At 35.9% G+C, this 20,053-nt stretch carries 16 protein-coding genes and 2 pseudogenes; 16 read left to right on the top strand and 2 right to left on the bottom strand.

Features of this window, described 5'->3' with window-relative positions:
* Nucleotides 1-116 precede the first annotated feature (116 nt).
* The 7 genes and pseudogenes from F6U93_RS13830 (at nucleotide 117) to F6U93_RS13795 (ending at nucleotide 7,294) form a co-directional block, all read left to right on the top strand.
* The gene (locus F6U93_RS13830; protein WP_150940821.1) at nucleotides 117-1,526 is read left to right on the top strand and encodes a glycogen synthase; all 1,410 of its coding nucleotides are present in this window, start codon (nucleotides 117-119) and stop codon (nucleotides 1,524-1,526) included.
* 7 nt (nucleotides 1,527-1,533) lie between these two features.
* Nucleotides 1,534-2,799, top strand: a complete 1,266-nt coding sequence (locus F6U93_RS13825; protein ID WP_150940820.1) for a glucose-1-phosphate adenylyltransferase — start codon at nucleotides 1,534-1,536, stop codon at nucleotides 2,797-2,799.
* 3 nt (nucleotides 2,800-2,802) lie between these two features.
* Nucleotides 2,803-4,710 carry a 1,4-alpha-glucan branching protein GlgB gene (gene glgB, locus F6U93_RS13820; protein ID WP_150940819.1) on the top strand — a complete coding sequence of 636 codons (1,908 nt, stop codon included), beginning with the start codon at nucleotides 2,803-2,805 and terminating at the stop codon, nucleotides 4,708-4,710.
* Nucleotides 4,711-4,744: 34 nt separating this feature from the next.
* Complete coding sequence (locus F6U93_RS13815; protein ID WP_225312718.1) at nucleotides 4,745-5,203, top strand: GNAT family N-acetyltransferase; 459 nt, start codon at nucleotides 4,745-4,747, stop codon at nucleotides 5,201-5,203.
* Nucleotides 5,204-5,226: 23 nt separating this feature from the next.
* A pseudogene (locus F6U93_RS14915) lies at nucleotides 5,227-5,745 on the top strand (GNAT family N-acetyltransferase).
* A gap of 37 nt (nucleotides 5,746-5,782) precedes the next feature.
* Nucleotides 5,783-6,364: an outer membrane beta-barrel protein gene (locus tag F6U93_RS13800; protein ID WP_150940815.1), complete on the top strand. Its 582-nt coding sequence runs from the start codon at nucleotides 5,783-5,785 to the stop codon at nucleotides 6,362-6,364.
* A gap of 156 nt (nucleotides 6,365-6,520) precedes the next feature.
* Nucleotides 6,521-7,294, top strand: a complete 774-nt coding sequence (locus tag F6U93_RS13795) for a peroxiredoxin-like family protein (protein WP_150940814.1) — start codon at nucleotides 6,521-6,523, stop codon at nucleotides 7,292-7,294.
* Between the two features lie 43 nt (nucleotides 7,295-7,337).
* Here the strand turns inward: F6U93_RS13795 and F6U93_RS13790 are convergent, their stop codons facing one another.
* Complete coding sequence (locus F6U93_RS13790) at nucleotides 7,338-7,724, bottom strand: hypothetical protein (protein ID WP_150940813.1); 387 nt, start codon at nucleotides 7,722-7,724, stop codon at nucleotides 7,338-7,340.
* A gap of 257 nt (nucleotides 7,725-7,981) precedes the next feature.
* Between F6U93_RS13790 and F6U93_RS13785 the strand changes: the two genes are divergently transcribed.
* The 6 genes from F6U93_RS13785 to F6U93_RS13760 all read left to right on the top strand — a co-directional run bounded on the left by F6U93_RS13785 (nucleotide 7,982) and on the right by F6U93_RS13760 (nucleotide 14,312).
* Complete coding sequence (locus F6U93_RS13785) at nucleotides 7,982-8,893, top strand: polysaccharide lyase family 7 protein (RefSeq protein ID WP_191963526.1); 912 nt, start codon at nucleotides 7,982-7,984, stop codon at nucleotides 8,891-8,893.
* Nucleotides 8,894-9,028: 135 nt separating this feature from the next.
* Complete coding sequence (locus tag F6U93_RS13780; RefSeq protein ID WP_150940811.1) at nucleotides 9,029-9,409, top strand: DUF2200 domain-containing protein; 381 nt, start codon at nucleotides 9,029-9,031, stop codon at nucleotides 9,407-9,409.
* A gap of 24 nt (nucleotides 9,410-9,433) precedes the next feature.
* Nucleotides 9,434-9,850 carry a DUF3995 domain-containing protein gene (locus F6U93_RS13775; protein ID WP_150940810.1) on the top strand — a complete coding sequence of 139 codons (417 nt, stop codon included), beginning with the start codon at nucleotides 9,434-9,436 and terminating at the stop codon, nucleotides 9,848-9,850.
* Between the two features lie 118 nt (nucleotides 9,851-9,968).
* On the top strand, nucleotides 9,969-10,667 hold the full coding sequence (locus F6U93_RS13770) for a DUF2490 domain-containing protein (RefSeq protein ID WP_150940809.1): 699 nt from the start codon (nucleotides 9,969-9,971) through the stop codon (nucleotides 10,665-10,667).
* A 62-nt stretch (nucleotides 10,668-10,729) separates the two neighbouring features.
* Complete coding sequence (locus F6U93_RS13765) at nucleotides 10,730-11,695, top strand: tRNA dihydrouridine synthase (RefSeq protein ID WP_150940808.1); 966 nt, start codon at nucleotides 10,730-10,732, stop codon at nucleotides 11,693-11,695.
* A gap of 211 nt (nucleotides 11,696-11,906) precedes the next feature.
* Nucleotides 11,907-14,312 carry a glycoside hydrolase family 31 protein gene (locus F6U93_RS13760; protein WP_150940807.1) on the top strand — a complete coding sequence of 802 codons (2,406 nt, stop codon included), beginning with the start codon at nucleotides 11,907-11,909 and terminating at the stop codon, nucleotides 14,310-14,312.
* 69 nt (nucleotides 14,313-14,381) lie between these two features.
* On the opposite strand, the gene F6U93_RS13755 is transcribed toward F6U93_RS13760, so the two are convergent.
* Nucleotides 14,382-16,226: a cation:proton antiporter gene (locus F6U93_RS13755; protein ID WP_150940806.1), complete on the bottom strand. Its 1,845-nt coding sequence runs from the start codon at nucleotides 16,224-16,226 to the stop codon at nucleotides 14,382-14,384.
* A gap of 320 nt (nucleotides 16,227-16,546) precedes the next feature.
* On the opposite strand from F6U93_RS13755, the gene F6U93_RS13750 reads away from it, so the two are divergent.
* The 3 genes and pseudogenes from F6U93_RS13750 to F6U93_RS13740 form a co-directional block, all read left to right on the top strand.
* Entirely contained in the window at nucleotides 16,547-17,407 is an 861-nt protein-coding gene (locus tag F6U93_RS13750) for an MBL fold metallo-hydrolase (RefSeq protein ID WP_150940805.1), read from the top strand.
* A 30-nt stretch (nucleotides 17,408-17,437) separates the two neighbouring features.
* Nucleotides 17,438-19,048, top strand: a complete 1,611-nt coding sequence (locus F6U93_RS13745; RefSeq protein ID WP_150940804.1) for a S8 family peptidase — start codon at nucleotides 17,438-17,440, stop codon at nucleotides 19,046-19,048.
* 138 nt (nucleotides 19,049-19,186) lie between these two features.
* Nucleotides 19,187-20,053, top strand: a pseudogene (locus F6U93_RS13740) (M1 family peptidase); the annotation flags it as partial.

Genomic DNA, 20,053 nt, shown 5'->3' with positions numbered 1-20,053 from the left:
GCATAAAGTCCTAATAATGTAATTTTTACGACTTAATAATAAATAGGGTGAATAAGTAGATGATAATTTCGTAATTTTATAAGCGAACCTAAGTATCACTGATAATTATTCATATAATGAACATTATTCATATAAGTGCAGAATGTTATCCCATAGCTAAAGTTGGCGGTCTTGCCGATGTTGTTGGAGCCTTACCAAAATACCAAAATAACGAAAATGTAAGGTCGCAGGTTATTGTGCCATTTTATGATAATGCTTTTACAAAAGCAAACTCTTTTGCTACCATACAGCAATCAAGCATTATTTTAGGTGATCAAAGCTACGCGTTTAATATTTTAGTGTTAGATGAGAAACCATTAGAATTTGATGTGTTTTTTATAGACATCCCTGATTTATTATTCAAAAATTATGTGTATTCATCATCAGATACTGAGCGCTTTTTAGCCTTTCAAATTGCTACTCTAGATTGGCTCCTTACTTGGGAAAGCTATCCTGATATTATTCACTGTCACGATCACCATACGGGGCTCATTCCATTCATGCTTCAAGAGAGTTTTAAATATGAGGCCTTTAGAAAAATACCAAATATTTTAACCATACATAATGCCCAGTATCAAGGTTGGTTTTCACATGATAAAGTGGGTTTAATTCCGCCATTTAATTTTGACCATGTGGGCTTATTAGACTGGGGCGGCAATATTAATCCGTTAGCGGCCGCTATTAAATGTGCTTGGCGCATTACCACGGTTTCACCGAGTTATATGGAAGAACTCAAACAAGCCGCCAATGGCTTAGAACCTTTGCTTAGCGCAGAAAGTGACAAGTGCGTAGGTATTTTAAATGGTATCGACACGAATGTATGGAACCCAGAAACCGACCATTATTTAGTTAAAAATTACAAATTAAAAAATGTGAGCGCTGGTGCCACAGCCAATAAAAAACACTTATGTAATGCCTTTAATCTGAATCCAAAAAAACCACTTTTCGCCTTTATTGGACGCTTGGTGTACGAAAAAGGTTCAGATATTTTTCCTGAAGTTTTCAAGCAAACCTTAGAAGAGAATGATATTTCAATACTTTTATTAGGCTCGGGAAACCCAGAGACGGAAGCGCAACTTGAAGCTTTAAAACCACTTTTTACCGGAAGATTTAATGCACACATTGGCTACGACGAGCAACTGTCGCATATCGTTTATGCAGGAGCCGATTTTTTACTCATGCCATCACGTGTTGAACCTTGTGGTTTAAATCAAATGTATGCCTTACGATATGGCACCATCCCGATAGTACGAAGCATTGGCGGTTTAAAAGATACCGTTATAGATATTGAAGAAGAAAATGGCTTTGGTATTTGCCACCAAAACGTAACCGTTACAGAAATTACCGAAGCAATAAACAGAGGTGTTGCACTTTATAAAAGTCAACCCAAATATAAAGCCATTCAAAAACAAATTATGGAAATAGACCATTCGTGGGATGTTTCTGCCCAAGACTATATTAAATTATACCATTCCATTAAAAACTAATTAAAATATGATTAACAACAAGGTTTTATCCATCATTTTAGGAGGAGGACAAGGTTCTAGATTGTACCCATTAACTCACCAAAGATCAAAACCTGCGGTGCCCATAGCAGGAAAATACAGATTGGTTGACATTCCCATTTCAAACTGTATAAATGCAGATATCAAACGTATGTTTGTATTGACCCAGTTTAATTCGGCATCCTTAAACCGTCATATTAAAGACACCTACCATTTTAGTTTTTTTAGTAGCGCCTTTGTTGATGTATTGGCCGCCGAGCAAACCCCCGGACATAAAGGCTGGTTTCAAGGTACAGCTGATGCCGTAAGGCAAAGCATGCACCACTTTTTAAGACATGATTTTGAATATGCGTTAATCCTTTCAGGCGATCAATTATACCAAATGGACTATGTGAAAATGGTTGAAGCCCATGAAGCAAGTGGCGCTGAAATCTCTATCGCAACCATTCCAGTAAATGCTAAAGACGCCCCTAGTTTTGGAATTCTAAAATCTGATGACGACAGCGTCATCACCTCATTTATTGAAAAACCTGATTCGAGCTTATTACCCGATTGGACTTCAGATGTTAGTGAAGAAATGAAATCTCAAGGCAGAAACTATTTGGCTTCTATGGGTATTTATATTTTCAACAGAGATTTGTTGGTGAAACTGATGGCTGACGAAAACACCATAGATTTTGGAAAAGAAATTATTCCGCAGTCTATTGAAAAACACAAAACACTAAGCTTTCAATATGAAGGCTATTGGACCGATATCGGGAACATCGATTCTTTCTTTGAAGCGAATATTGGCTTAACTGATGATATTCCTAAATTTGATTTATACGATAAGTCGAAACGTATTTATACGCACGCCAGAATGCTTCCAACCACTAAAGTTGCTGGTACCACTTTAGATAAAGCTGTTATTGCTGAAGGCTGTATTATTGGCGCTGCAAAAATTGAAAAATCGGTTATTGGAATTCGGTCAAGAATAGGCACAGAAACTACCGTTATCAACACCTATATGATGGGTAGCGACTATTACGAAACCCTGCAAGAAATTGATGAAAAGAAAATTGAAATTTTGATGGGTATTGGCGACCGCTGTTTCATTAAGAACGCCATTATCGATAAAAATTGCCGCATTGGTGATGATGTTAGAATTAATGGTGGACCACATTTAGAGGATGTCGAAACTGATACTTACGTAGTCAAAGAAGGCATTGTAGTAATTAAAAATGGAGCAATCATCCCTCACGGGTTTGTAATATAATATATGGCACAGGTAAAATCTTTTAGTTTATTCACCGAATTTGATATCAACCTTTTTAAAGCTGGAAAGCATTTTAGACTCTATGAGAAATTTGGTTCTCATATCGTCACCGTTGATGGTATCGATGGCGTTTATTTCGCCGTTTGGGCACCTTCAGCAAAACAAGTCTCTGTAATTGGCGACTTTAATTTCTGGACAGAAGGTGAGCACCAACTCAATGTGCGCTGGGATTCGAGTGGTATCTGGGAAGGTTTTATTCCGCTTGTAGGCAAAGGCACCACCTACAAATACAAAATTGAAAACAATAACAACGGCATAAAAACCGAAAAAGCCGATCCTTACGCTAGGCGTTATGAGCATCCGCCAAAAACGGCTTCTATCGTTTGGGATGATAGCTACAAATGGAAAGATAAAAGTTGGCTCAAAAAACGTAAAAAACACAATGCCATTGATGCACCTTATTCGGTTTACGAAGTGCATTTGGGCTCTTGGAAGAAAAATGTAGAAGAAAACCGCTTTCTTTCTTACTACGAGTTGGCAGACGAATTGGTAAACTATGTTAAAGACATGAATTTCACCCATGTCGAGCTGATGCCTATCATGGAGTTTCCTTACGACCCGTCTTGGGGCTATCAAATTACGGGTTATTTTGCACCAACCTCGCGCTTTGGCTATCCTGAAGAATTCAAATACCTTGTTGATAAACTACATCAAAATGATATAGGCATTATTTTAGACTGGGTACCATCACACTTCCCGGAAGACGCTCACGGTTTAGGCTTTTTTGATGGGTCAAATCTTTACGAACATCCAGACCCTAAAAAAGGCTATCACCAAGATTGGAAAAGCCTCATATTTAACTATGAGCGTAATGAAGTCCGCTCCTTTTTAATTAGTAATGCGGTATTTTGGCTAGACCAATACCATGCTGATGGTTTACGTGTTGATGCCGTCGCCTCTATGTTGTTTTTAGATTATTCTAGAGAAGATGGTGAATGGGAGCCTAATATTTACGGTGGAAGAGAAAATTTAGCCGCCATAAGTTTCTTTAAAGAATTAAACGAAGAGGTTTATGCTTCTTTCCCAGATGTACAAACCATTGCTGAAGAATCTACAGCCTTTCCTATGGTCTCTAAACCCACTTTTGTTGGTGGCTTAGGCTTCGGTATGAAATGGATGATGGGCTGGATGCACGATACCTTAGAGTATTTTGCTAAAGATCCTATATATAGAAAATACCATCAAAATGATATCACCTTCAGTTTAGCCTATGCTTTTACTGAAAATTTCATGCTTCCGCTATCACATGATGAAGTGGTTTACGGCAAAAACTCCATTTTAGGACGCTTGCCGGGCGATGAATGGCAACGCTTTGCTAACCTGCGCTTACTATACGGTTATATGTTTACACACCCAGGTACCAAACTTTTATTTATGGGTGGCGAATTAGGTCAATATAACGAATGGAATTTTCAAGAGAGTGTTGAATGGAACTTACTAGATTTTAAACCGCATCAAGACACCCTAAACTATTACAAAGCGCTTAATAAACTGTATAAAACCACACCAGCACTCTACGAACAAGGGTTTAGTCAAGATGGTTTTGAATGGATTAGCTATGGCGACCATGAAAATGCTGTGATTTCCTATATAAGAAAAGGCTATAAAGAAAAAGAAAACGTCGTAGTAGTTTGTAATATGACACCTGCCGTTTTAGAAAACTATAAAATTGGAGTTAAAACAAAAGGAAAACTCGAAGAAATTTTTAATAGTGATGCCGAAACTTTTGGTGGTAGCGGTATAAGCAATAAGAAAGCCATCACCATTAAAAAAGACGCTTGGAATGGTAAACCTTTTTCTGCTGAAATCACGTTAGCGCCTTTGGCTGTAATGGTTTTTAAGTTTAAGTAGAATCCTATTTTGGTTATTTTTATTTTAAAAATCATTGAAAACAATCAAAATGATTAGAAAATATTCCAAAGAGGATAAACAGAAAGTTATAAAATTGTTGAGACAAAATACTCCAAAATATTTTGTCCCTTCAGAGGAAATAGATTTTGAAAATGAAGTAGAAGATTATTTTGTTTATGAACAGCATTCTGAAATTATTGGAGCTGGCGGTATTAATTACTTTCCAAATGATAAAATAGCACGAATTTCTTGGGACATCATTCATCCAAATCACCAAGGAAAAGGCATCGGAAAAGCATTAATGCAATACCGAATGAATCACCTAATAGAAAAGCCAAATATAGAATTCATCGTGGTTCGAACCACGCAGCTAGCCTTTCAATTTTATGAAAAAACAGGATTCAAACTCATTAGAATCGAAAAGGATTTTTGGGCTAAAGACTTTGATCTTTATGAGATGAAAATGCCAAATAAAGCAGATATTTCAGAATAGTTACAAATCGATTTTCTTATTGAATGCAAAACATTATTGAAACAAACAGACTTTGGATTAGAAAAATAACGTCTGAAGATATCTCTTGTTTACTTCAAATTTATAACAATCCACAGAACATGGTTTGTATACCAAATTCAAATTGTAAGTGGACTGAATCAAAACTAAAAGAGAAATACCATAAAATAAATCAAGACTACAGTAATGGCTTTGGTGTTTTCCTTGTCCAGCTTAAAGATAATGACACGGTCATAGGAGAAGCTGGTCTATTCAATTCGTTTCAAAACTTAAAACAATTGGAGTTAGGTTATATTGTTGACCATAAATTCTAGAAAAACGGCTATGGTTCTGAAATTTGTAATGCCTTGATTAATTACGCATTTCAAAAATTAAAATTGGAAAAATTAACTGCTCGAATGTTTAAAAAAAACATTGCTTCGATTAAATTATCTGAACATTGTGGCATGAAGTTAGTAAAAAGTGAACCAAATGAAGATGATGTAGATTTTTATGAATATGAGATTACTAATAAAACAGAATAAAAAACGCTATCATTACTAAAAAAACAAAATTGATCACATGAAAGTAAAATTCATAGCTCTACTAATAAGCACACTTTTTCTTAGTAACAGCACTTATTCCCAAGACTCTAATGAATTTCGAACGTACTTTGGACTCATGAATAGCGAATTTCTAAGCAGTGAGATCTTAGATGGTTCAGGAAACTACGACTTAGAAGACTCCTATGAATTTGGAATACGGTATTTAAGAAAATTAACGCCTAAACTATCACTTGAAACCGGGATAAACTATTTAAGCTCTAAGGTTCAAATAAACTCTAATAGCCTTGGAACGAATAACCAAAGGCATACGTATTTAAAAATGGTGTCAATCCCGATGTATTTTAATTATACGATTGGAAGTTATTTTTTCCTAAATGGCGGTCCGCAATTAGATTTTCAAAATTCAGGAGAATCTTTTGATTCACAATCCGGATTTGGTTTAGGAATCGGCTTTGGTGGAAAATACAATTTTAAGAGGTTTTTAATTTATTTAAATCCGAACTTAAAAATGCATGCTCTCATTCCATTTAAAAAAGAAGACCATCAACAAAGTCTTACCGAGTTTGGTGTACAACTTGGTATAGGTTATCAATTTTAAAAACGATTAGAGTGCCATAGAAACTTTTATTTCAACACACTCAACAGTTGCTCTGGAATTAAATAAGAGGTTAAAAGCTTTACTTCAATTTTAACAAATAATTATAGCAAAATCCTTCCCTTTTTTAAGTTCTTTATTGCGCAAAAAAAAAGACTTATGAAAATTAAAATTTTATCTACATTATTTCTAGGTGCTACTTTGATAGCCTGCGGCGGAAAAAACGACAAAAAGCAAAACGCCGTAACCGAAGTAGAACCTGAAAAAAAAGAAAAAACTATGGAAGAGCCAACGTTGAAGTCGCAATTGGACGAAAAGAAAGCCAATTTTGAGCTTAAAGCCGACGACTATAAAAAGAAAATTTATGCAGAAGGTATTGAATCTGTTGAAAACAGCGGAATCACAAGCAGCGCAAAACAAGTTGGAGACCAAGCGCCTAACTTCACTTTAAAAAATGCACTAGACGAACCTGTTTCATTAAACGACTACCTGAAAGAAGGCAAAGTTGTCTTAACTTGGTATCGCGGTGGGTGGTGCCCATATTGCAACCTTACGCTTCATGAGTTACAAGAAGAACTACCTAACTTTAAAGCCAATGGTGCCACATTACTCGCTTTAACGCCTGAGCTGCCAGACGAATCGATGAGCACCTCAGAGAAAAACGATTTAGAATTTGAAGTTTTAAGTGACCTTGGAAATAAAATCGCTAAAGAATACGGCATTGTTTTTAAACTTACAGATGAAGTAGCTGAAGCATACAACGCAGCTTTTGATATGAACAACCATAACGGAGATACGTCAAACGAATTGCCTTTAGCAGCGACCTACATCATCAATCAAAATGGCGAAATTGAATATGCTTTTTTAGATGCCGATTATCGCAATAGAGCAGAACCTTCAGAATTAACTACGTTTTTAAAAGATAACAAATAATACCATTTTAATTCTGGTAACAAACTCTTGATTTTGGGATGTATTAATCCCGATCAGCCAATCTCACATCTTGAAAAGTCGGTGCGCCCTCGGTGAAGCTTCCAACACCTTTTTTGTTAATTTTGAAAGTCACATCTTTGGTGGTGGTAAATAACAATACCGTTAAAAAAGGCTTTTTAAGATGTGATTTTAAAACTTCGAATGCCTGTTCTAAAGAAAGTTCCTGCTCCTCATCCTCTGTTTCCTTTAAACGGTAACTAAACTTTAGTAACACTTTAAAATCGCCTTCTGAAGCAAGGGGCCTCACAAATATATTTTTCAAATCAGGCTTACCAATGGTTTTTGCCATAGTTAATTTAGCAAAACGTTCTTCTTGAACACTCGCCTTTACCTGTTCCCAAAAATCAACAAATGCTTCTTGATAAGTCATCACTTCAGCTTATAATTATATTGTAAAAACTTCAAAAGTAACACTAATTTCAAGAATAATAAGCCCTTAGGCTGTTCATATTAATAATGATTGTGTTAAGGGTTAACTAATATTGTTCAAAAGAAAATTTTAAAATTATATCTTTGCAGTCTTAAATAAAATAGCAAACAACTGCTTCGTATTCAAAAAAAACTTACTTTTTATTCCTACCATATAAGAAGTGTCTCGCTAAAAAACAGAAATAACTTTTTATGTTTATGAAAATTAAAACAAATTTACAACATGAGTTAATCGTATTGTTTTCACTTATTTTTATGACCGCTTGCAGTGCAAGTGACAACCCTAAAACTCCAGAAGCTGAAAAAGAACCGGAAGAAGAGGTTGAAGAAGAAGTAACACCTCCTGTTGAAGAGGAAGAAGAAATCACGAACATCAATTGGAAAAACTGGTACCTTTCAGTGCCTATTGACCGCGGTAATGGTAGTGCCACTTCTATTGGTTATGAAGATATTGTTAATGACAATTTAACCGAAAACGAATCACAATACTTCTATAGAAATGAAGATGGCAGCTACACCCTTTATACAAAATTTACAGGATTTACAACTTCTGGCCAGGCTGATTTAGGTGGTAAATACTGCCGTACAGAGTTGAGAGAATACTGGCGAGGCAATCAAGATACTAATGACAACTGGTCAATGGCTACCGGAACTCATATTTTAGAATCTACCATGCATGTAGATTTTGTAGAAGGTAACGGTCGTACCATCGTTGCTCAAATTCATGGTAAAGAATCTGCTGGCATTAGCGGAAATCCTGCTACCGTAAAAATTAGATGGAACAGTGGTATGATTCAAATCGATTACTACACCAAACCAGCAGAAGGAGAAGCTTGGACAAGTAGCTATGATAAGAAATTAGATTTCGGACGTGTAGATAATGAAAAATTCACTTTCAAAATTAAAATTGAAAACGGTAAAATGTATTGTGCTTTAGTTTGTGAAGCCAAAGATTTAAACATAGACTATACCGAAATTTACGATTATGTAGGAAATGGTTACGTTCATGAAAACTACTTTAAAACAGGTAATTATTTTGGGTGGCATGATGATTATGAAGCAGCAGCTCAAGTGGTATTGCACGAAGTCGTGACAGAACATACCGATTAAGTCGCATAAAACAACTTGAAAAGAAAACATATGGTCAAGTTAAACTTGATTCAAGTTTTTATCACGAAACAACACAAATCCAACTTAAGGCTTTCTAAAAAAGTTTAAAGTTGGATTTTTTTGTAAATTTATATCATGTCAACCACAACTCTAGAACACGACACACGTGTAGCCAAACTTATTTTTGCTTCTGTTTACCCACATTACATCACAAAAGTTGAGAAAAAAGGGCGGACCAAAGCCGAATTAAATCAAGTTATTGAATGGCTAACGGGTTTTTCTTCAGAAAAAATAGAAAACCTTATTCAAGAGAAAGTCACTTTTAAAACATTCTTCGAGCAAGCGACTTTAAATGAAAATGCCCAGCTCATAAAAGGTGTTATTTGTGGCTATCGTATTGAGGATATTACAACCCCATTAACGCAACAAGTACGCTATTTAGATAAACTGGTTGATGAATTGGCTAAAGGTCGAAAAATGGAGAAAATTTTGAGGGATTCAGCTGCTAAAAAATAAAATAAAACTAAGCTACTAAAATTCATGATTTTACCAACAATACTAACCACCATCTTTATAACACTAGCACTTATTCACTTCAACTGGGTCATTGGAGGCCAATTCGGCTTACATGCCTCATTACCTACCAACGAAAACGGAGAAATCATGTTAAAGCCAAAAAAATACGATAGCGCCATTGTAGGTTTGGGTTTAACAGCCTTTGCGCTTTTTTATAGCCTCAAAGCAGGACTACTTAATTTTACGTTACCGGAATGGGTATTCACTTATGGCGGGTGGATTATTCCAATAATCTTCCTCATTCGAGCCATTGGAGAATTTAAATATGTGGGCTTCTTTAAAAAAGTAAAACAAACCCAATTCGCTAAGGCAGACACCAAACTATTTTCGCCTTTATGCTTGTTTATAGCGGTTTCAGGAGTTATTATTCAGCTCTCGTAATATTACTCCATCCCTTCAGTCAAGTCACTTAAACATTTAAGTAAAAAAACAAAAAACGTCGTGCTGTTGAAATGGTATTTCTACAGATAACTTTTATTTTTGCAAAAAACTGTCTTAAATGAAAAAGTACTTATTCGTAATCACTGTTAGCCTCTTATTTTTAAATCCGAAAACTGGAAATGCACAAATAGATGAAAATAGCCTAGGGGCATGGTATATGTATTTTTTCGACACGACTTTTAAAGACAGCTCCTGGGGTGTACAAGGCGATATACAATATCGTAACTGGAATATGGGTGGCGACCTTGAACAACTCCTTTTAAGAGGCGGTTTAACCTATAAACCAAAACAAGCGGATATAAAATTTACACTAGGTTACGGCCACATTACCACGGGAACCTATGGAGATATTGACGATACCACCCAAGAAAGTCGAATTTATCAAGAAGCTTTATTTCCAGTAAAATTTGGAAAACGATTTTACACCAACCACCGCTTCCGTTTTGAACAACGTTTTGTTGAAAACCAAGATTTTAGAACTCGATACCGTTATAACCTATTTTTAAATATCCCTTTAAATTCAGCTTCCTTAGAGAAAAACACCTTCTATTTGGCATTCTACAACGAACTGTTTATTAATGGGCAAAGAGACATAGGCAACGGCATCGACGTTGAAATTTTCGATAGAAACCGTTTTTATTCCGCTATTGGCTACATGATCAAAGACAACCTTAAAGTGCAATTTGGGGTGATGAACCAAACGACCAACAATTGGAATAAAAACCAGTTACAGCTAAGTCTGCATCATAAGATTTAATAATTAGCAATAAAATTAAACCATTCTAGATTTAGCCTATCTTTGCTCCATTAAATTAAAAGATGGCTTCTACTCTACTTTCATCACCGTTACAAGGTTTTACAGATTTCAGGTTTCGTAATGCTTTCAACCATTATTTTGGTGGTATTGATACGTTTTATGCGCCTTATATTAGGCTAAACGGTAAGCTGAAAATTAAGCAGTCTTATCAAAACGATTTGTTACCTGAAAACAATACCACGCTGGAAGTGATTCCTCAGGTGATTACAAACGACCCTGATGAATTTGTTTATGTTGCCAAATACGTGCAAAGTTTAGGCTATAAAGAACTTAACTGGAATTTAGGCTGCCCCTACCCTATGGTCACCAAATCGGGTATGGGTTCTGGGCTTATTTGTAACCCGAATAGAATAAACGAGGTGCTTGACAAAGCGCACAGTGAAACCGATATTTTGGTATCGATGAAAATGCGTATGGGTTATGAAAACGCTCAAGAAATTCTGAGTGCTTTTCCTGTTTTAGACCAATACCCGCTTAAAAATGTGGCCATTCACGCCAGAATTGGAAAACAGCTTTACAAAGGTGATGTAGATTTAGAATCTTTTGAAAAATGCATCAGTAGCACCAAACACAAATTGTATTATAATGGCGATATCACTAGTGTTTCAGCCTTTAAAGCTATTGAAGAACGTTTTCCGAAGATCGATCACTTTATGATTGGGCGTGGTTTAATTGCCGACCCTTTTCTGCCTAGCATGATAAAAAATAATACCACCGTTTACCCTGAAAACCGTTGGACTATTTTTTCAGAATTTCACGATACCATTTATCAGCAATACGATGCTTACCTCTCTGGCCCCACTCCTATCAAAATGAAAATGCTTGGTTTCTGGGAGTATTTTGCGCAAACAACTTCAAATCCGCAGAAAACCTACAAAGCCATAAAAAAAGCATCAAACCCTGTAAAATACAAACAGGCGGTTAAACAAATTATAAATGCTGAAATGAAATTACAATCTTCATCATAGCTATTAATACTACAATCCATTGGTTTTTTTAGATTTTAGAATAATGTGAGTCGTAAAATTCTTTCATTTTGTCTTCATTTAGGAATTAGTTAATTAAGCACCTCATTATTTGTTCATTACATAACATATACATTGGTTTTTTAATGAAAAGCGATATGAATGCAGCCTTAAATTTACTAAATTGGTCAATGAATTCTAATAACTACCACATATGATTTTAAATACCGAATTAGAATATAAAGGGAACCTGTTTCCTACCAAAATAATTAAATACGAGAAAAATCTTAATGTACTTTCCTTTACTACCGAGAACGGTGTAATTTTAGAAGTTACGGTTAGAAGAGATAGTATTCTCCGTTTCAGATTTACAACTACAGGTATTTTCGACAACGATTTCTCTTATGCCATAACAAAATATGCAAGTAGAGGTTACAACCACCTTGAAGTTACCGAAGACGACGATCATTATACCATAACCACATCAAAACTTATCTGTAACATCTCAAAATTAGACTTACGAACTTCTATATATGATGCTAAAGATAAGTCGTTAATTTGCGAAGATGAACTTGGGTTTCACTGGGAAGAAAGTTACGAGTTTGGTGGCGATGTTGTAAAAATGTCTAAAACCGCACAACCAGGAGAAAGTTATTATGGTTTAGGAGATAAACCTGTAGATAATAACCTCAAAGGAAAACGTTTTGAAAACTGGGTAACCGATTCGTACGCTTACGGTCGTGATACCGATCCTATTTATAAAACCATTCCGTTTTACACGGCGCTACACAATAAAAAATCTTACGGTATATTTTTCGATAATACCTTTAGATCGTACTTCGATTTCTGTCATGAACGTAGAAACATTAGCAGTTTCTGGGCGCATGGTGGCGAAATGAACTACTATTTCATTTACGGACCAGACATGAGTGATGTGGTTATGAATTACACCGATTTAACCGGGAAACCACACGCCATGCCTGCACTTTGGGCGCTAGGGTACCACCAATGTAAATGGAGTTACTACCCAGAATCTAACGTTAAAGAAATTACTGCTAAGTTTAGGGAATTACAAATTCCTTGTGACGCGATTTATTTAGATATCGATTATATGGAAGGCTTTAGGTGTTTTACTTGGAGCAAACAATACTTCCCTGATCCAAAACGCATGGTTAAGGAACTGGCTGACGATGGCTTTAAAACCATTGTCATTATTGATCCTGGTATTAAAATAGACATGGATTATTCGGTGTTTAAGGAAGGGCTTGAAAAAGACTATTTCTGCAAACGTGCCGATGGCCCTTATATGAAAGGTAAAGTTTGGCCTGGAGAGTGTTATTTCCCAGATTTCACTAACCCAGAAGTAAGAGAGTGGTGGGCCGATTTATTTAAAGAACTTGTTGAAGACATAGGTGTTCGAGGGGTATGGAACGATATGAACGAACCTGCTGTAATGGATGTTCCTGGAAAAACATTCCCTAACGATGTGCGTCATGATTACGACGGCAACCAATGTAGCCACAGAAAAGCGCATAACGTTTACGGCATGCAAATGGCTCGTGCAACCTACCAAGGTTTAAAGAAGTTCTCATACCCGAATAGACCTTTTGTAATTACAAGAGCGGCTTATTCTGGAACACAGCGTTACACCTCAAGTTGGACTGGTGATAACGTGGCGACTTGGGATCACCTCAACATAGCTAACCTACAAGCACAACGTATGTGTATGTCTGGATTCTCGTTTATTGGGTCTGATATTGGTGGTTTTGCCGAACAACCTAACGGAGAACTCTATGCGCGTTGGATACAATTGGGTATTTTTCACCCGTTTTGTAGAACGCACTCTTCGGGAGACCACGGTGATCAAGAACCATGGGCTTTTGGAACAACCATTACCGACGTGGTTAGAAAGTTTATCGAATTGCGATACCAGCTTCTACCCTATCTATACACTGCTTTTTGGAAGTATGCCGAAGAAGGTATTCCTATCTTAAAGTCATTAGTACTTTATGATCAATATGATGCCCAAACCCATTACCGAAATGATGAGTTTGTTTTTGGTGAACAAATATTAGCCTGCCCAATTACGGGTCCGAATTTAAAAGGAAGACGCATGTACATCCCTATTGGGAAGTGGTTTAACTTTTGGACCGATGAAGTAGTGAGTGGCGGACAAGAAATTTGGGTGGATGCCGATTTAGACAGTATGCCTATTTTTGTGAAAGAAGGGGCTATTATTCCTAAATACCCAATCCAGCAGTATGTTGGTGAAAAAACGGTTGAAGAATTAACCCTCGATGTTTATTATAAAGAAGGTAATGAAATCTCTGAGGTTTATGAAGATGCTACTGATGGTTATGACTACATCAAAGGCCGTTATAGCTTAAGAAATTTCAAATTTCAAGGAAAGGAAAAGGAAATTATTATTCAGCAACATAAATCTGGAAAATATATTACAACCTATAAAACCTTTAGACTTCATTTCCATGGGTTGCCTTTTAAAATCAAGGAAATAGAAATTGACAATGTGATTATTCCTTTTGAAGAACTTAGATTTAAAGGCGGAACAAGTTTAAAACTGACCAAAGAATTTACAGAACTTCATATTATTGGAGAATAGTACAAACCCTTTATACAGTAAAAGCCTCCATTTAATTTAAAATGAAGGCTTTTTTAATAAAAGACCTCTTTAAGTCGTCTGCACTTTTTCAACATCAAAAGGTTTTCCGATGTAAACCAATTGGTAACCTTTTTCAATGGCTTCAACCTCTAAATTGAAAGAAGATATAATATGAAGTTCGCCTTCAGTATCTTTAATAAATAAAGGAATCATATCCTTGTCTTTATTAGTGACTTCAATCAAATCTTGATAATGTTCTTTATCTTCTAATTCAATTTCATTGATTGACGGATGCTTACGTGCCAAAGCATATAGTGTACTGTAATCGTCTTTATGAGAAAACAGGCCTTCCTTTGGGTTATCGCTGTCATCTAGCATTTCTAAAGGTGTTACGAGTCTGTAAGCTCCATTTTCACCAAAATCCTCACCGTACTTGGTTATAGCATATTTATTAATGTCTGAATTCCCCGTTAACGCCATTAAATACCCCACATCATTCAATTCAATGTTATCCATTAAGGTATCTGAATAGATGTTAGTGGTTAAGGCTTCTAAGCCAAGTTCTTTAGCTTTCTCAATGTTTTTCTCATTACTATCAATAAGCACCACATGCCTGCCGTTTTCATATAAATAATGTCCTAAAAGTCGAGATACTTTTGATGCGCCTACGATTAAAATACCGTCAGATTTCGTAAGGAACACACCAACCAATTTAGCAAACAAACGTGCCGTAGTGGCGTTTAGTAATACGGTACCTAATACAATCATAAATACCAATGGTGTAATGTACTCGGCGCCTTCCACCCCTTCTTTTAGCAATTTACTTCCAAAAAGAGACGCGATACCGGCGGCAACAATACCACGTGGCCCTACCCAACTAATAAAGAGTCTTTCATTAAATTTTAAAGAGGAATTCATGGTGCTTAAAAACACCGCTAATGGTCTAACAACAAAAACTACCGATAAGAATAAGGCTAATGTTTTCCAGTTGTAAAGCAATAAAAGGTCTTCAAAGTCAATATTAGCTGCAAGTAGAATAAAAAGAATAGAAATTAATAATACACTTAAAGACTCTTTAAAATAAAGTAATTCTTTAAGGTTTTTTAATTTTCCGTTTCCTAAAACCATACCCATAACCACCACCGCTAGTAGTCCTGATTCGTGAGCAAAGAGTTCTGATTCTACAAAAACCAATAATACGGTAGATAAAGAAACCACATTTAAAAGATAGTGCGGAATCAACTTTCTGTTAATCATAAATGCCAAAGCATGGGCAAAGGTGAAACCGAAAGTAGTACCAAATAATATAATTTTCCCAAATTCAATTAAGGCCATTTTTGTAAAACCAACATGCCCTTCAACACTAATAAATTCAAAAACCAATACAGCAACTAAGGCACCGATCGGGTCAATTAAAATACCCTCCCATTTTAAAACAGCCGAAACATCTTTTTTAAGCGGAATATTACGCAAAATTGGCGTGATCACGGTTGGTCCAGTTACTATAATAAGACCTGCAAAGAGGAAAGAAATCTCCCAGCTCAAACCAAAAATCTCATGCGCTAACACACCAGACCCTAAAAAGGTAATGGCCGATCCCACAGTAATTAACTTAGTAATCACAGGGCCTACATTTTTTATTTCAGCGCGTTTAAGTGTTAATCCCCCTTCAAAAAGAATGATACTTATGGCTAAAGACACAAAGTAATAGAGTCCGTCACCAGGGAAAAAGCCTTTTTTACCATTCCAAACCGGTTCAATCCATTTAGAGCCATCTTGAGTAATAAACTCTGCTGCAATTGGGCCTACTAAAAGCCCTATTAAAATTAAAGGTAAAATGGCGGGAATCTTAAATTTCCAAGCAACCCATTGTGCCAATATTCCTAAAATAATAATTCCAGCTAGTTCTAACATATAATCAAAATCTGAATGAAGGCACTAATTTAAAGAAAACAGACCACTTAAGGTTTTTAAATAGACGATCTTTCTTATTCAAAAGCAGAAAATCTGTGCTTTATTTGTTAAAACGGTATTTCTAATCAATATTTCATTGAATTTACTTTATTAAGGTCATTTGATAATCAGTTTTTTTAGATAATATTTAACCGCCTAACCAATAGTAGAACTTCATATTATTGAAAACAGCCTTTGTTAATCGTTTTTCTCCCAAATATTCTTAATATATTCTTAACATTTTAGACGTTTGACAATAGATTCGTTAGTTTTGTTTCCCTATGACCTTATTTCCTATAAACGCAGGCAATTTTAAACTTGATGGTGGTGCTATGTTTGGCGTCGTTCCAAAATCTATTTGGCAGCGTACCAATCCTTCTGATGCCAATAATATGATTGATCTAACGGCAAGATGCCTTCTTATTCAAGATGGTGATCGACTGATTTTAATCGATAATGGTATGGGAAACAAACAATCTGATAAATTTTTCAGCTATTATTACCAATGGGGTGATTTCAACCTTGATAGTTCATTAAAAAAGTACGGTTTTCATCGCGATGATATCACCGATGTTTTTTTAACACACTTACATTTTGATCATTGTGGCGGTAGTATTCAGTGGAATAAAGATAAAACGGGTTACGAAACCGCTTTTAAAAATGCACATTTTTGGAGCAATGAAGATCACTGGCAATGGGCCACAGCACCTAACCGCCGTGAAAAAGCGTCCTTTTTAAAAGAAAACATCCTGCCTATGGAAGAAAGTGGTCAGCTTAAATTTACAGCCCTTCCAGAAAACGATGTACTTAAAAATTCAGCTTTAGGATTTGATATCTTTTTTGCTAACGGGCATACCGATAAGCAAATGATTCCTATGATAAAATATCAAGATAAAACCATTGCTTTTATGGCCGATTTATTACCAACTGTTGGCCATTTACCGCTTCCATACGTTATGGGATACGATACCAGGCCTTTATTAACCATGGACGAAAAAGAAAAATTTCTAAACATGGCTGCCAACGAAAACCTCTACCTGTTTTTAGAGCACGACGCACACAATGAAATTATTACCGTGCAACATACCGAAAAAGGTGTACGACTAAAAGACACATTTACAACACAAGATATATTCAACTAATAACACATTTATAATAATTAAAAAGTAACTATGAAAACATTTAAAACAATAGCAACTTCAGCTTTTGCAGCTGTTTTACTTTATGGCTGCGGTGGATCAAGTATTGTTTCTACACCAGTTGAAAACATTGATTCTTCACCTTTAAAAGTATCAGAACTTACTGAAGCCGAAGCGCATAATTGGGGGCATTTAGACCTCGTTAAAGATACCATTCCTGGAATGAGTGTTGATCGCGCTTACGCGGAATTAATTAAAAATAAAAAAGGTAAAAAAGTTATTGTTGCCGTTATCGATTCTGGTATTGATATCGACCACGAAGATTTAAATGACGTGCTTTGGACTAACGAAGATGAAATTCCTGGAAACGGCATCGACGATGATAAAAATGGTTACATTGATGACATTCACGGTTGGAACTTCTTAGGTAAAGGTTACGACGAGCAATTAGAATTAGTGAGAATTTTAGTTAATGGAGATAAAGACTCTGAAGATTACGCTAGAGCAGAGGCTGAATACAATTCTGAATATGAAACTTGGGTTGGTAGAAAAACACAATACGACAACATTTACGGGGTAATTAAAGATGCCAACGCAACATTAACCGCTCACTTTGGTAAAGCAGACTACACTAAAGAAGAGGTTAAAGCACTTGAAACAGAAGATGCTGATTTAGCAAAAGCAAAACAAATTGCCATGAGTATGTATGGTAATGGCGTAGATTCTTTAGCTGATGCTGAAAAAGAAATTGCTAACGGGGTTGAAAGTATCAACGACCGTTTAAACTATAATTTAAATAAAGACTTTAACGGACGTGTAAATGGTGATGATCCAAACGATATGTCTACTAAATTCTATGGTGACGGAAACGTAAAACCTGTTAAAAAATCTGAAAGTCACGGTACGCACGTAGCTGGAATTATTGCTGCAGAGCGTAACAACGGATTAGGTGCTAATGGTGTAGCAAATAACGTAGAGATCATGAGTATTAGAGCCGTTCCTAATGGTGATGAATATGATAAAGATGTAGCTTTAGCTATTCGTTATGCCGTTGATAATGGTGCTACAGTAATTAATGGTAGTTTTGGTAAAAGTTACTCACCACACGCTGATTGGGTACATGATGCTATTAAATACGCTGCTAATAACGATGTAGTTTTTGTTCACGCTGCAGGAAATGATAGTAAGGATGTAGATACGGAACCTAACTTCCCAGATGATAATGTAAACGGTATTGAAATTGCAGATAATTATATTAGAGTAGGTGCTTTAGCCCCAACTTATGGTTCTAAAATGGTTGCTGGTTTTTCTAACTACGGAAAGAAAAATGTAGACGTTTTTGCTCCAGGAGCTAGTGTGTATTCTACAACTCCAGAAAACGAATACGGTACTAAAGGTGGTACTTCTATGGCTGCTCCTGCTGTTGCTGGTATTGCTGCTTTAATCCGTTCTTACTATCCAGATTTAACAGCTTCTGAAGTTAAAAACATCATCTTAGATTCTGGTTTAGCGATTAACAGAAAAGTTATTGTTGGAGGAAATACCTCTGATATCCGCCCTTTTGCCGATTTAACAAAATCTGCTAAAATGGTAAACGCTTATAACGCCTTAATTTTAGCGGCACAAGTATCCGCTTCTAAATAATTTTAGAACCGTTCAAAAGCATTTATGCCTGTTTAATAATAATCGCTAACTGCAAATTCCTGTTTAAATTTAAAACAGTACGATTGTTATCAAACAGGCATTTTTACTTATATTATTCCTTATAAATAAATTTATATTATGAAACGTGTCTTAATATCTGTTTTTTGTGTCTCGTTAATCATTTCCTGTAAACCTGCACAAAATACATCTTCTTCAAAAAACACATCAACGTCAAACGAAAGTGCTTCGACTTATTGGCAACAACATGCCGATTATGAAATGGATATCGATATGGATGTTAATACCTATCAATACAAAGGCACACAAAAATTGGTTTATACCAATAATTCTCCTGATGTTTTAAATAAAGTATTTTATCATTTATACTTTAATGCCTTTCAACCAGGCAGTGAAATGGACGTACGTTCACAAAATATACCAGATCCAGACGCTAGGGTAAAAGGCCGCATTGCCAAACTAAAACCCAATGAAATTGGTTATATCAAAGTCAATTCGCTAAAACAAAATGGCGTTACTATTAACCATGAAACCGTGGGTACGGTTTTAGAAGTTGAACTGGCAAAAGCTATTCAACCAGGTGAAAGTGTAACTTTCGATATGGTTTTTGATGCGCAAGTACCTGTTCAAATTCGTCGTTCTGGACGAAATAACAAAGAAGGTGTGGCGCTTTCTATGACACAATGGTACCCTAAATTAGCAGAATACGACTATGAAGGTTGGCATGCCGACCCATATATAGGTCGTGAATTTCACGGTGTTTGGGGAAATTTTGATGTGACACTGCACATAGATAAAAATTATGTAGTAGGAGGAACGGGGTATCTACAAAACCCAAATGAAGTTGGTCATGGCTATGAAACAGGAACTGTAAAAACGCCAAAATCAGAGAAACTTACTTGGCATTTTAAAGCACCAAACGTGCATGATTTTACTTGGGCTGCTGATCCAGAATATAAGCATGATACCATGCAAGTGCCTAACGGA

It is taken from the genome of Pseudotamlana haliotis (assembly GCF_008806375.1).
GTDB classification, from domain to species: Bacteria; Bacteroidota; Bacteroidia; order Flavobacteriales; family Flavobacteriaceae; genus Pseudotamlana; species Pseudotamlana haliotis.
This window is presented reverse-complemented; position numbering and strand designations above follow the sequence as displayed.